This is a genomic window from Wolbachia endosymbiont (group B) of Melanostoma mellinum (assembly GCF_947251465.1).
Classification (GTDB): Bacteria; Pseudomonadota; Alphaproteobacteria; order Rickettsiales; family Anaplasmataceae; genus Wolbachia.
In genome coordinates this window covers 414,187-427,839 of sequence record NZ_OX366366.1, presented here as the reverse complement: position 1 = coordinate 427,839, position 13,653 = coordinate 414,187, and the positions used below count along the sequence as shown (strand labels likewise).

The window sequence follows — 13,653 nt, the reverse complement described above, 5'->3', positions numbered from 1 at the left end:
ACTATTTGTTTTTGTACTATAGCTAAAAAAAATTATTGATCCATAATAAAATAACCAACACCAGAGTAAGTGGTTTGCTGCTAACATATTTAAAAATGTTATGAACTTAATAAGAGAAAAAAATACCCCTGTAATGGAGCAATATTTAAATTTGAAAGCTCAATACACGGATCATCTATTGTTTTATAGACTGGGCGATTTTTATGAATTATTTTTCGATGATGCTATTAAAGCTGCGAAATTGCTGAATATAGTGCTAACCAAGAAAGGCAATTCAAATGGGCAAGAAATACCAATGTGTGGAGTGCCAGCACACAGTAGCGAATCTTACCTACACAAGTTAATAGATTTAGGATTCAAAGTAGCAATCTGTGACCAATTAGAAACTGCTGATGAAGCAAAAAAGAGGGGCTATAAATCCATAGTAAAACGTGATGTAGTACGAGTTGTAACTCCAGGTACAATTATAGAAGATTCGCTACTGGAGGATAAAAGCAATAATTATCTCGCGTCCATAGTTGAACAAAATGACGAATATGCTATTAGTTGGCTTGAATTATCGACGGGAAAATTTTTTCACACTTTAACGAGTTTGAAGGCTCTAGATAGTGATTTATTGCGTATATCACCAAGAGAATTATTAATTTCTGAAAAATTCACTGAGGACGAAAAAATTAGATCGATTTTAAAAAATTATAAAATATCAATTACGCAACACGCACAGAGCTTTTTTGAGTATAGTAAATCTCACAGAACGTTATGCGAGTTTTATAAAATCAGGGAACTTGGGAGTATAGGAAATTTCAGCAAAGTAGAAATCATGGCGTGTGGTGCACTGCTTGAATATGTCAGAGTAACACAAAGGGGCTCCATTCCAAGGCTTGAATTCCCAAAAACCTATAAGCAACAAAATTTCATGCTTATTGATGCTTCAGCAAGGAGAAACCTTGAGTTGTTTTCAACTCAATTTGGTGAAAAGAAAGGTTCACTAATTTCAGTTATTGATCACACAGTAACAGCCTCTGGTGGACGCCTGCTCAAACAAATGCTCGCTTCACCCCTTGCTTGCTCTAAGGCAATTAATTTGAGGCTCAGCACCGCTCAATTTTTTGTAAATAATCATGAGCCACGCAGAAAAATACGAGAGATATTATCTAACATTCCAGATATTGAGAGGTCTTTATCGCGCTTAATACTAGGGCGTGGTTCACCAAAGGATATGAACCTATTAAAAATAGGCCTAGGAAAAACTTTAGAGTTGTCTGAGTTTCTGTCTACCTTGCATAATTATTGTTTAAGTGAAAAATCAGAAATTAACTCTCAGATGTCATTCCAGTGCTTGACCAGAGAAAAGGAACCAGTGTCTACTACTCAGGTGATAAGTAGTGACGAAAGTGAACTAAGCACAATACATAAAAGCCTTGGCAATCATAAAGACCTATTTGAACTGTTAAATAGTGCTATACTCGATAATAACCTCAGTTCCGTGAAAGAAGGAGGATTTATTCACTCAAAATACAACTCAGAATTATCTGAGTTATCCTACATATTAAATAATAGTAATAAACTAATAACCAAACTCCGTGAATCTTATCGCGACCTAACTGGTATTGCCGCACTTAAAATATTACATAACAACATACTCGGTTATTACGTTGAAGTGTCGGCAAATCACAAAATAACTTCGGATATATTTATTCATAGACAAAGCTTAGCAAATAGCATGCGCTACACTACTAATGAGTTGAAAGAACTAGAAAATAAAATTCTTACGGCACGTGATGCTGCAATCGGCTTAGAAATGAAAATTTTTAGTGAACTGTGTAGTGAAGTCGCTAAAGAATCTGAAAAAATTGCTCTTGCTGCAAATGCTTTGGCAAAACTTGATATTAGAACCGCGTTTGCAGAGCTTGCAGTGCAAAATAATTACGTAAAACCCATCATTGATGACAGCAAAGAGTTCAATATCTGTAGCGGAAGACATCCAGTGGTTGAAGTTAACGATAAATTCATTGCAAATAGCATCAATTTAGCTGGTATACATCTAATTACTGGTCCTAATATGGCTGGAAAAAGCACTTTCTTGAGGCAAAACGCTCTCATTGCAGTTTTAGCTCACATGGGGTCATTTGTGCCAGCAGAGAGTGCGCATATTGGAGTGATTGACAAGATATTCAGCAGGGTTGGCGCAACGGATAATATAACAGCTGGTTATTCTACCTTCATGGTAGAGATGATCGAAACAGCAACGATAGTAAATCAGGCAACGGACCGTTCCTTGGTGATACTTGATGAAATTGGTAGGGGCACAGGAGTGTATGATGGATTATCTATTGCACAGGCGGTGATTGAACATATTCACAATGTAAATAAGTGCCGCGCCATTTTTGCAACTCATTATCATGAATTGACTAAAGTAGGTGAATACTTAGAAAATGTGAAATGTTTTTGTATGAAAATAAAAGAATGGAAAGGAGAAGTCATCTTTTTACATGAAGTAATTGAAGGCATTGCAGATGAGTCATATGGAATACATGTAGCAAAACTTGCTGGTTTTCCTGATTCTGTTTTAAACAGAGCAAGAGAAGTATTTGAGGAGCTAAAGGCTTGAGGAAAGTAACATTATATTACTCCACAATTATGGAGTTTTAGCAATCTATGGCGCTTTAATTTTAGTCAGCTTTCTGAGTAGCTGAATTAACGTAGCATTGATCTATTGCCACATTGGTCAAGATTCCAATTCCACCACCTACAACTGCACCTACAGCTCCTAATGCTAGTTGAGTACCAATTCCAGCAGAAGACCCAATGATTAATGGAGCAAGAAAATATAATGCTAAAGCGCAAGTTATTGCAGCTACACTTATAACAGCCAGCTTTCTCGGACAAAAATTTTCTGGTGCCTCAGCACTAGATATGAATGATGATTTTACTAGATTTTTTCTACTTTCATGATCTAAAAAGCCACTCACTGTTCTCATTATAGGACGGGTAGAGCCGTCACCAGTCAAGTCAATTCTATCTTCCACTATATCATGAAGTTCTTTAACTTGAGCTTTATATTCGTCCCAGTAGACTGATAACTCTTGTTGGTCATTGAGAAGATCTGGTTTATTTGAAGTTGTTAACCAGTGTGAGTCATGTTCCAAAATATATCGAATTGTAGCTTTCCCTATATCTATATGCCCTTCAGTAATTGCATACTTTAAAACACCTTCTGCTTTTTCCCTTCCAACATTAAGATCAGCACCAGCTTTTATCAATAATTCTACTATCTTTGGAGAATTATGAAATATAGCAATATCTAAAGGGACCATCTCATTACAATTTTTGATATTTAAGTTTGCTTTTTGTTCTATTAAATAACTTATAAATTTTAAGGTTTTATCAGATTTTTGATCGTCTATGCCTTTATATTCGTAATATTTTCTAATTGCAAAACTCAACGCAGTTTCACCCTTCAACTCACTACCACCCATAATTAATCTCCGATAGCTTTTTACCTCTTGATTTATTAAATTAACATCCGCACCGTTTTCTATTAAAGCCTTAGCTCCTTTGAAATTGCTTTTTGCAATTTGCAGATGAAGTAAGTAACGACCAAGATGATCAGTTGCATTAGGATTTGCACCTTGTTCAATCAAATACCTTACAATTTTATCATTAAATTTGTGATCATAAGTTGCAGATTGTAGTGGCTCAGGATTTTGCTGTAACTCATGTTTAGCTATTGATTTATTTATCTCACAGATTGATTTTACTAACCCTAAATTTCTTTTCATAATCGCCTTTTTGACTGCAGCGCTGAAACTTACACCTTGCTCTATTAAATACTTAGCTATTTCTTCATCAACAGCATCACCTAATAAATTTGTACCGCTTTGGGAATTAACGTCAGTAACAACATCTCGAATAATGGAACTATTTTTCTCAAAAATTGACTTTACTTTTTCTGAATCATTTTTGGTAACAGTATCAACAAGATCTTTTATTACAGCATCCACCCTCTTTTTTTTAGCCAACATTTCCTCTAATTCTTCAGAATTCATAAGTATACCTCAACACACACAATCAAAAAAATTATATCCAAATCAGAATTGTTTGTAAAGGATTTTTAGATATTAGCTTGCCCAAAGGTTAATTTATTTTATAATCTTTCTGTATTCTAGAAATTTCAATTAAATGAACTGCTATAAAACTCACGCGTGTAATGAATTAAGGAAGAATGATGTAGAAAAGGAAGTTACTCTCTCTGGGTGGCTGTACCGTAAACGTGACCATGGTAACCTAATCTTTGTTGATTTAAGAGATTTTTATGGAATTACTCAACTGGTATTCAATAATGACAAAGACTTTTTTGATGAAATTTCAAATTTAAAATCAGAAAGTGTGATTACTGTCACAGGAATAGTCAAAGCTAGAACTGAAGACACGGTAAATAGCTCTATTTCCACAGGAGAAATTGAAGTTATAGTTAGTAATTTACAAGTTGAATCGGAAGTTGAGTTCCACTGTGATGAAGAAATAGCAAAAGAAGAAAGGAGTATATTAGCAAGTATCGCCGGTGAGCAAGAATACCCAGAAAACATGAGATTTAAATACCGTTTTCTTGATTTAAGACGTGAAAAGGTTCGTAATAACATTATTCTGCGTTCACAGCTCATTTCAGAGCTCAGGAGGCTCATGATAGAGCAAGGATTTTTGGAAATTCAAACTCCAATACTTACTGCCTCTTCTCCTGAAGGTGCACGTGACTACTTAGTGCCAAGCAGACTAAATCCTGGTAAATTCTATGCATTACCACAAGCTCCGCAGATTTTTAAGCAGTTGCTTATGGTTTCGGGGTTTGATAAATATTTTCAAATTGCACCTTGTTTTCGTGATGAGGACGCAAGGGCTGACCGTTCTCCTGGGGAGTTTTATCAGCTAGACCTTGAAATGTCTTTTGTAACTCAAGAGGATATATTTCAGGTTATTGAGTCTACTTTATATAAAGTGTTTGCCAAATTTTCTCGAAAATCAGTTGATGAAGATTTTCCGCACATTACATACAAAGACGCAATGCTCAAATACGGTTCTGATAAACCAGATCTGCGCAATCCACTATTGATTAGTGATGTAACAGAAATTTTCCATGATTCAGAGTTCAATATTTTCAAAAACAATATCGAGCGTGGTATGGTAGTGAGAGCCATTCCTGCTCCTAAAACAGCAGAAGAACCTCGTAGCTTTTTTGATAAAAAAATAGAACATGCACAAAAAGAATTCGGTGCTAAAGGTCTTGGATATATAACGTTCGATAAAGATGGAATTGCAAAAGGACCAATTGCTAAATTCCTTGATGACAATAGGTTAAATTCCATAAAAGAAATAACAAATATAGAACCTGGAGATAGTGTATTTTTTGCTTCTGATAAGGAAAATGAAGCAGCAATAATTGCAGGGAAAGTGCGTATTCTTTTGGGATCAGAACTAGGTCTTATAGATGACAATATCTTCAAATTCTGTTGGGTGATTGATTTTCCTTACTTTGCGTATGACGATAAAAGTAAAAAAATTGATTTCTTTCATAATCCATTTTCTATGCCACATGGTGGCTTGAAAGATTTAGAAGAAAAGAATCCACTGGATATCCTTGCTTACCAATATGATCTTGTTTGCAATGGAATAGAGCTGTCAAGTGGAGCAATTCGTAATAACAAACTAGATATTATGTACAGAGCTTTTGCCATTGCAGGCTACAGTAAAGAGGAAGTTGATACAAAATTCGGTGCGCTCGTGCGTGCATTTAGGTTTGGAGTGCCACCTCATGGTGGAATAGCACCAGGGGTTGATAGAATGGTTATGCTGCTTGCTGATGAGCCGAACATTCGTGAAGTAATCTGTTTTCCTATGAATCAGCAAGGTGAAGATGTTCTAATGGGTGCTCCTTCTAAAGTAGAGGATAAGCATTTACGTGAGTTGTCTTTAAAGGTTGTTGAATAAAAATTTTTATAGCGGAGTGTGGTAAACTGGAAGTTATGAACAATATTCAAAAAGCAATACTATCAAGCATAATCTGCAATATGATTATATGGTATGAAGTAACTCTGTTTGGAGTTTTAAAGCATATAATAAGCAACGTTTTTTTTCCTTCAGAAAGTGATTATTTAAGCACAATCAAATTTCTTGGCAGTTTTGCAATTGGATTTGGATTTAGACCACTTGGTGCATTTATTTTTGGTTACATTGGAGATAAATACGGCAGAAGGAAAATTTTGCTGACTTCCGTAATATTAGCTTCGATATCATCCACCGCAATTGCGGTTATACCAAGCTTTAAAGAAATAGGAATATTTTCTCCTATGCTGCTTCTGCTTTGTAGAATAACACAAGGAATGGCAGCAGGTGGAGAAACAAGTATCAATTCAGCTTTTTTAATAGAGCATTCAAGCGATAAAAAAAATCTAGGCTTTTTAGGTAGCATGAAAGCTTTTAGTGGTGCTCTTGGTTCTATTACATGCTTTGTAATGATAGCTGTTTGCAAAAAGTTTACAGGTGAAAATTATGAAATTTGGGGCTGGAGGTTGCTCTTCTATTTCTGCTCTGTTATGGGTGTAATAGGCTTTTTAATAAGGTACATAATGGAAGAGAGTCTAGCATATAAAACTCATGACCAAAATAAAAGCTTATCTAATTCTCCCTTTTTAGAATTAATCAAGAATTATAAAAGAGCATTTGTGATAGCAATTGGACTTGGCATTGCTCAAAACGCAATTGTTTATTCAGTAATCATGTTTTACAACATATCTGTAAAAGAGCTTATTCTTTCAGATATTGATATTAAAAATGTAGTAAGGATTATGGTTGAAATTACATTTGGGACGTCTGCAGTGCTGTTTGCAATACTGTCTGATAAAGTTGGAAGAAAAAACGTGATCATTCCTACGTTATTAGCTTTAGCTTGTGTCAGTTTGCCGGTACTTTCGCTATTATCAAATGATAACCACTATATTGTAACGCTCACTTTTCTATTAATAAGTGTGCCGATAGGCGCATCTTTTGGAATATATAATTCTCTCGCCTGCGAGTTATTTCCAACAAAAGTTAGATGCACTGGCTTTAGCCTCGCACATAACATATCTGCAGGTATTTTTGGCGGCCTTTCTCCATCGATATGCATGTGGCTTATAGAAAAAACTGAAACAAAACTTGCAGCAGGCATTTATCTTACTATCTGTGCATTAATTAGCCTAATATCTGTACTTCAAATTAAAGCCAAAGATAGAAAAGTTGATTGGTGAAATCGTTTCAGTTGAAAGATAGCACTTCAATAGATTTTTCGATGTGCCTAGGGATAGGAGCAGTAATAGTGATTACTTTATTATTTGGCAATTTTAAAGATAAAGAATGCGAATGAAGGTGGATCTGATTTACTGCCCCATCGATAAAAGCTTTTTTACCACCATATTTACCGTCACCAAGAATAGGGCAATTTATATGAGCTAAATGTGCACGCAACTGATGTGTCCTGCCGGTAATTGGTTGTAATTTTAAATAAGCAACATTATGTTTTAATCTTGATATAATTGAAAAATGCGTAGTGGCATTTTGAGGTGAGTCTTCATCAATAACTACTTTTTCTTGCCCTGAAATATATTTTTTCACCAACGGGTAGTCTATTATTCCATTATCTTTGCTCGGTATACCAGAAGTTAATGCTAGGTAAGTTTTTTTTATCCTCCGTCCTTTAAATTCTTCCATAAGGTATCTTGCAACACTGGCATTGCGCGCGAATATTATTACTCCGCTTGTATCTCTATCAAGTCTATGGACAATTTTAAATACTTCCCCTTCTCTTATTTGGTCAAGCAAGTCACTAATGCTAATTTTTACCTTTATACCGCCTTGAACGATTATTCCTGCTGACTTGTTTATAGCTAATATATACTCGTCTTCATATAGTATGTTGTCTCTCAGTAAATTTACTAATTTTTCATTATATTTACGATCAGAATTAGTGTTTTCAATATAATCTAAGTATCTTATCGTTATAGTTTGCCCAGAATTCACTCTATCGCTGGATTTTGCCGTGCAATTATCAACCTTGATTAATCCTTTCCTTAAAGACTTCTCAATTGCAGATTGTTTCAAATTGGGAAAAATTCTTCTAATGTACCTATCGAGCCTAACGTTATTGTCTTCTACTAATATGGTTTTGATACCTTCTGACATCTTACTTATAAAAATTTTATTGTGTAAACTAAAATCTAACATACCTAATGTACTCCTCAGTTTCAGCTACTTGCATCGAGTGCTGCGTGCTGGAATTTAGAGGATTATTTAACTCTTTATAACAGCTTCATATTTTCCTACAGCTGAGTAAAGTGGTAACAATGATAGTTTCTCGATCATAGAGAGGTGAGTATTAGGCTCTTTAGTACTAGGGCCTGGACACTCTTCAGTGTTAGGCCCTGACTTCATACACTCAATGCCGTTAGCTAAAGATGTTACTCTTCCTACATTAACATTTTTAGTGCGATATGACCACCTGTAAGGACTATGTAATATTTGTTCTTTTACTCCATCCATTTCATCTGGACACGCTTTAGTGTTAGTCCCTAACTGCACACATTTAATGCGGTCAGTTATAAGTGCTACTCCTTTTCCATTAAGTTTAGCGTTATACTGTAATTGTTCAATTTGATTAGCTTGATCTCTTATCATACGTTCAAAGCTGATAGATAGATTATGTGATTCTATTTCTCTCAACATATGTGATTCTGTGTGTTGCACTGTCATTAATTTTTTGTTTCTGAGTATACTTGATTCTAAGTCAAGCTGTGTAAGTATAGCTATTGCTCTTTGTTCTGCTTCCACTAGAAGATTACTTATACCTTGACGTTCAGCTAAATCTCTTACAGTTTCACCACAGTGATCAGGCAATGAAGTATTTGCGCGATAACATAGTAAGGTCATTACTACTATCCAGTGTCTACGTTCGACAGCATAAGCTAAAGGAGATTGCCCGTATCCGTTCAGAGGTGTGGCAAGGATAAAAAACAATTGACATAATATATTAAAGTAGTAATAACACAAAATGTTGATAGTAAAGTAAGGCTAGATGCTTCAATTGTTGATCAGTATTGTAGAGTTATGTAAAAACTTAGAGCAGAAAGTAGCAAAGCTTGAAGAAAAAAATAAAATCTTAGAAATAGAGAATGCTGAACTAAGAGAGAGACTCGGCTTAAACTCAAGGAATTCATCTTTACCAAGTTCAAAAGAGCTGTACAAAATAAAAAAAGACACACCAGAAGATAAGTCAGAGGGCGGCAGGAAGATAGGTGGTCAAGTTGGACATAAGGGGAATTGCCGAGCTAAAATGGAAGCAGATGAGGTGGTGAAGGTAGAGTTACCAAATAGATGCGAGTGTGGTGAAGAAATCGCAATATCGGAAAAACCATATGTCTATCAAAAAGTTGATTTACCAGAAATTAAGCCTTACGTAGTTGAGTATCAATTAGAACATGGTCGCTGTCGTAAATGCGGAAAAAGAAGGAGTAGCAAATTACCAGAAGGAGTTACACCGGATACCTTTGGTCCTAGAGTTAAGTCAGTAGTTGCATCACTAAGTGGGTTTTATAAGAATTCAAAGCGAGAAATAGCGAATATTATGAAAGACATCTTTAACATGAGTATAAGTGTTGGTAGTGTGTCCAATAGTGAAGCAAGGGTTTCGTCAAAATGTAAAGAAGCCTATGAACAAATAGAGGAAGAAATAAAAGCAAGCGAAATTTTGCATATTGATGAAACCAGTCACTACAACAAAGGCAAATTGGGATGGTGCTGGATGTTTGCCAACAATAAAGCAAGTCTTATGAAGTTAGCAGATACAAGAGGAATGAAATTTTTAAAGAATAGTGCATTTTGTGATTACAAAAACCTGGTAATTACTGACAGATATGCAGTTTACAACCACTTCAGTGATGAAAAACGACAAATTTGTTGGGCTCACTTATTGAGAAATTTCGAGAGGTTATCTCATAGTTGGAATAGTGAAGTAATGAGACTTGGCCATTGTTTAAAAGACGCAGCTAATGGATTGTTTGTATTAAAAAACGCTTTGTCAGAAAATGAAATTAGTATTTCAAAGTTCACTAAGCAAGCTAAAGAATTACGAAGATACATACAGTACTGCATGATAAAAATATCTTATATACTTGAAGCAAAAGGAGCTTCACGAACGGTAAAGGGTATTATAAAATCCGAGTCAATGATGTGGACATTTTTGGATGACCCAGAGAATATTCCATTAACGAATAACCATGTTGAGCGACAGATACGGCATTATGTTGTCTATCGTAAGAATTCATATTTTGCACAGTCAGAGCGAGGGAATAGATTTCTTGAGCGGATAATTTCGTTGTATCTGACTTGGAAACAAAAGGAATTAAACCCTTTTCAAAACCTGCTAGCTGTTGTTTCTTAAACCACACCTCTGAACGGATACGATTGCCCAGAGCTATCCTGTGCATTAACATCTACTCCATATAAAATTAAGATCCTTACTACTTCCGGATGGTTATACTTGGCAGCTTTATGTAAAGCAGTTGATCCTAAATCATCATCTGCATTAGCATTTACTCCAGCTTCTAATAGAGCATGTACCATTAGTGTATCACCATGTCTGGCAGCACAACGTAAAAACTCAGCTCCCATCAATTTCATCACATCCTTCCATATTCCAAGTTGTATCATAGTAGTTACTGCTTCTAGATAATTATATGGACAAATAGAAAGTAATATTTTCTGTGAATCATTCGTCTCAATACTTGCTCCATGGGCTATTAGATAATACATTACTTTTCTATTGCCTTTTGTAGCAGCACAATTAAAAGGAGTCCATCCCCATGCATCCTTATGGTTAACATTTGCTCCATATTTTATTAAGAGCTCTACTGCTCCCACATTACCATTCGTAGCAGCAATATGTAAGGGAGATCGTCCAATTAAATTATCCTCTAGATTAACATCTGCTCCATGTTCTGATATGCACTTTAATAGGTCTTCTAATATTGAAATATCGTTCTTTGTAACAGCCCAATATAGAGGAGTCCATCCAAATACATCTACTATCTCAATATTTTTGTCGATATTCTTGTCGTTTTTTATTATACAATCCACCATTGCTCTATCAACATTTGCAACAGCAATATGTAAAGGAGTAAGTTTAAGCGCCCCATTCTTTTTAACATCTGCTCCATTATTCATTAATAACCTTACTACTTCTTTATGGCCATTCCTGGCAGCTTCATATAAAGCAGTCAAGTTCATCAGATCTTCCACATTATGATTTACCTTCTTCGTTACTAAGATTTTTATTATTTCTATATCGCCATTTACAGCTGGCTGATATAAAGTAGTCCGTTGAGATGAATCCAACAGATTAACATCTGCCCCTTCTTCTATTAGCTTGCGTGCTACTTCTATGTTCCTATCTTCAACAGCCCAATGTAAAGCAGTCCATTTGAACAACGGACTTGTTGAATTAATATTGACTCCTTTTACTTTAAGCATAGCATTGGTTAAATTGTTCAGCTTAAAATCAATAGCTAAATATAATAACGTGTATGAAAAGCGTTCATGCAAACGATCTATTTCAAACCAATGATTTACATCAAACTCATTTTCCTTCCACTCTCTATACACATTTCCACTTTCTTTCTTTAGTCTATTTAGTGTTTCTAGTATCTTTTGTGTATCTAGCATCACTGGTACCTTTTCTGAGATCTCTCGTGCATTTAGCACATCCTCTAGCGCCACTGCTTTTGATTCTTCTGATGTCTCTTGTACACCTAACCTTTTTAGCATTCTTTTTACCATCTGTTGCGCATTTGATACCCTTAACTCCTTTAGTATCTTTTTTACTTCTTCTTTTGTCTGCGGTACATTTACCACCTTTAGTCTCTTTTTTAATGGCTCTTGTGTCTCTTGTACTCTCGCCTGATACTTCTAATCCATGCGATATCTCTTCTAACATTCTTGATGTTTCTGCTTGCCCTAGTATCTTTACTTCCTTTAATAGCTCTTTTATTCTTTCAATTACATTGTCTTTACTTAAATTTACCTCTTGATCAATTACACCTAATATTATGTTACACTGTTCATATGTCATTACCATAGCTTTACCTCATACTATAGAGTATTTTTTGATGCTATATATTATGGTAGAATAGTCAACGCATTTTCCATAGCGTAACTTGAGAGTCTAAAAGGACTGTTATTAACTTACAGAAAACCAAGCTTGCCTGAAACCACTTAATTGATTATAATCATAGGTTTTAAGGCAGTAAAATGACAGCTTTTTTTCCTTTGGTTATTTTTTTAATCTTATACCTTGGAAGTGGTGTCTATTTTTCCTTTATTGGAATTGATAATCCGCTTCGCCAAGTTTCACCGGTAATTTGCCTACTACCGGCGCTATTTTTTGCTGTTGCATGCAGTGCAGGTAAAATTCAACGTAACATCGATACTGTCATCGAGGGTATGGGCGATAAAAACACCCTTACTATGTGTTTAACTTTTCTATTTTCTGGAGCATTTTCTGTGGTGACTCAATCAATTGGTAGTGCAGATACTGTTGCTGATTTAATTCTCAATTTCCTTCCAGCAAGATTACTACTGCCTGGAGTATTTTTGGCTTCCGCTTTTATATCAACTGCAATTGGTACGTCTATGGGAGTTGTTGTATTAATGGTACCAATAGCTGTTAACTTATCAAAAAGTGGGGCTTTTGGTCTTGAAATAGGAACTGCAACTGTAGTTGGAGGTGCCGTATTTGGTGATAATCTTTCAATGATATCTGACACTACTATTGCATCTGTTTCTTCACAGGGGGCCACGATAAAGGATAAACTTAAAGTGAATTCTAAAGTAGCATTTGTTGCCAGCATTATAACGCTTGTCTATCTGGCAATTATGGCAGATAGTACAAAAATTATTCCTACATCAAATTTAGATTATTTATCAGTAATAAAGATTATTCCTTATATTTCTTTAATAATCATGGGGTTATTTGAAGTTACTACTTTAGTAACAATAACTATAAATATAATTGTTGCTAGTGTATTAGGGATGACTTTTTTTGACTATACTATCATTCAACTCTCTCATGACATATATGACGGTTTCAAAAAAGTAAACGAGATAGTGATATTTGCTCTATTTATTGGCGGATTGAGTCATATAATGTACAAGCAGGGTCAAAAGGCATTACACAAACTTATAGATGAAAGCAATATCACAAAAACTAAAGCTGAATTTGTAATAGCGGGCATAGCATCTATGTTTACTGTTTTAGTTGCTAATAATACCATTGCTATTTTATTAAGTGGCGATATTGCAAAAAGGCTCGCGCAAAAGCATAATATTCCGTCATACCGTAGTGCATACTTGTTAGATATTTTTGCTTGCGTTACAAAAGGCATTTTGCCTTATGGTTCCCAGCTGCTGCTAGCAGGTAGCATTGCTTCTGTCTCACCTATTTCTTTGTTAACACAAGTTTATTACTGCTTTATTTTAGCAGCAGTTACAGTAGGTGAAATAATCATCAATGGAAGACGTTGCGCGGCTACAACTTAATGTACGAAGATTTCTCTTCATATTACATTTTTG

At 35.1% G+C, this 13,653-nt stretch carries 10 protein-coding genes; 5 read left to right on the top strand and 5 right to left on the bottom strand.

Annotated elements, in window-relative coordinates:
* Positions 1-100 precede the first annotated feature (100 nt).
* Positions 101-2,611, top strand: coding sequence for a DNA mismatch repair protein MutS (gene mutS, locus OPR42_RS01840; protein WP_265041646.1), 2,511 nt, complete (start codon positions 101-103; stop codon positions 2,609-2,611).
* 61 nt (positions 2,612-2,672) lie between these two features.
* Here the strand turns inward: mutS and OPR42_RS01835 are convergent, their stop codons facing one another.
* A complete protein-coding gene (locus OPR42_RS01835; protein WP_265041645.1) occupies positions 2,673-4,049 on the bottom strand; it encodes an ankyrin repeat domain-containing protein in 1,377 nt (458 codons plus the stop codon).
* 133 nt (positions 4,050-4,182) lie between these two features.
* Between OPR42_RS01835 and aspS the strand changes: the two genes are divergently transcribed.
* Positions 4,183-5,985, top strand: a complete 1,803-nt coding sequence (gene aspS, locus OPR42_RS01830; RefSeq protein WP_265041644.1) for an aspartate--tRNA ligase — start codon at positions 4,183-4,185, stop codon at positions 5,983-5,985.
* A gap of 35 nt (positions 5,986-6,020) precedes the next feature.
* Positions 6,021-7,283: an MFS transporter gene (locus OPR42_RS01825; RefSeq protein WP_265041643.1), complete on the top strand. Its 1,263-nt coding sequence runs from the start codon at positions 6,021-6,023 to the stop codon at positions 7,281-7,283.
* A gap of 7 nt (positions 7,284-7,290) precedes the next feature.
* On the opposite strand, the gene OPR42_RS01820 is transcribed toward OPR42_RS01825, so the two are convergent.
* Both OPR42_RS01820 and OPR42_RS01815 read right to left on the bottom strand, forming a co-directional pair.
* Positions 7,291-8,214 carry an RluA family pseudouridine synthase gene (locus tag OPR42_RS01820; RefSeq protein ID WP_265042353.1) on the bottom strand — a complete coding sequence of 308 codons (924 nt, stop codon included), beginning with the start codon at positions 8,212-8,214 and terminating at the stop codon, positions 7,291-7,293.
* A 108-nt stretch (positions 8,215-8,322) separates the two neighbouring features.
* Positions 8,323-9,045 (bottom strand): ankyrin repeat domain-containing protein, encoded by a 723-nt coding sequence (locus OPR42_RS01815; RefSeq protein WP_265041642.1) that lies wholly within the window; start codon positions 9,043-9,045, stop codon positions 8,323-8,325.
* Positions 9,046-9,115: 70 nt separating this feature from the next.
* Between OPR42_RS01815 and tnpC the strand changes: the two genes are divergently transcribed.
* The gene (gene tnpC, locus OPR42_RS01810; RefSeq protein WP_264330462.1) at positions 9,116-10,468 is read left to right on the top strand and encodes an IS66 family transposase; all 1,353 of its coding nucleotides are present in this window, start codon (positions 9,116-9,118) and stop codon (positions 10,466-10,468) included.
* On the opposite strand, the gene OPR42_RS01805 is transcribed toward tnpC, so the two are convergent.
* A complete protein-coding gene (locus OPR42_RS01805) occupies positions 10,465-11,748 on the bottom strand; it encodes an ankyrin repeat domain-containing protein (RefSeq protein WP_265041640.1) in 1,284 nt (427 codons plus the stop codon). The genes tnpC and OPR42_RS01805 overlap by 4 nt on opposite strands.
* Positions 11,711-12,160, bottom strand: a complete 450-nt coding sequence (locus OPR42_RS01800; RefSeq protein WP_265041639.1) for a hypothetical protein — start codon at positions 12,158-12,160, stop codon at positions 11,711-11,713. The genes OPR42_RS01805 and OPR42_RS01800 overlap by 38 nt, the downstream gene beginning before the upstream one ends.
* Before the next feature lie 173 nt (positions 12,161-12,333).
* Here OPR42_RS01800 and OPR42_RS01795 point away from each other — a divergent pair, with 173 nt between their 5' ends.
* The gene (locus OPR42_RS01795; RefSeq protein ID WP_265041638.1) at positions 12,334-13,620 is read left to right on the top strand and encodes a Na+/H+ antiporter NhaC family protein; all 1,287 of its coding nucleotides are present in this window, start codon (positions 12,334-12,336) and stop codon (positions 13,618-13,620) included.
* Positions 13,621-13,653 lie beyond the last annotated feature (33 nt).

Coding starts and splice junctions, on each gene's coding strand:
- mutS (WP_265041646.1), top strand. CDS start 101: ATGAACTTAATAAGAGAAAAAAATACCCCTGTAATGGAGCAATATTTA.
- OPR42_RS01835 (WP_265041645.1), bottom strand. CDS start 4,049: ATGAATTCTGAAGAATTAGAGGAAATGTTGGCTAAAAAAAAGAGGGTG.
- aspS (WP_265041644.1), top strand. CDS start 4,183: ATGAACTGCTATAAAACTCACGCGTGTAATGAATTAAGGAAGAATGAT.
- OPR42_RS01825 (WP_265041643.1), top strand. CDS start 6,021: ATGAACAATATTCAAAAAGCAATACTATCAAGCATAATCTGCAATATG.
- OPR42_RS01820 (WP_265042353.1), bottom strand. CDS start 8,214: ATGTCAGAAGGTATCAAAACCATATTAGTAGAAGACAATAACGTTAGG.
- OPR42_RS01805 (WP_265041640.1), bottom strand. CDS start 11,748: ATGCTAGATACACAAAAGATACTAGAAACACTAAATAGACTAAAGAAA.
- OPR42_RS01800 (WP_265041639.1), bottom strand. CDS start 12,160: ATGGTAATGACATATGAACAGTGTAACATAATATTAGGTGTAATTGAT.
- OPR42_RS01795 (WP_265041638.1), top strand. CDS start 12,334: ATGACAGCTTTTTTTCCTTTGGTTATTTTTTTAATCTTATACCTTGGA.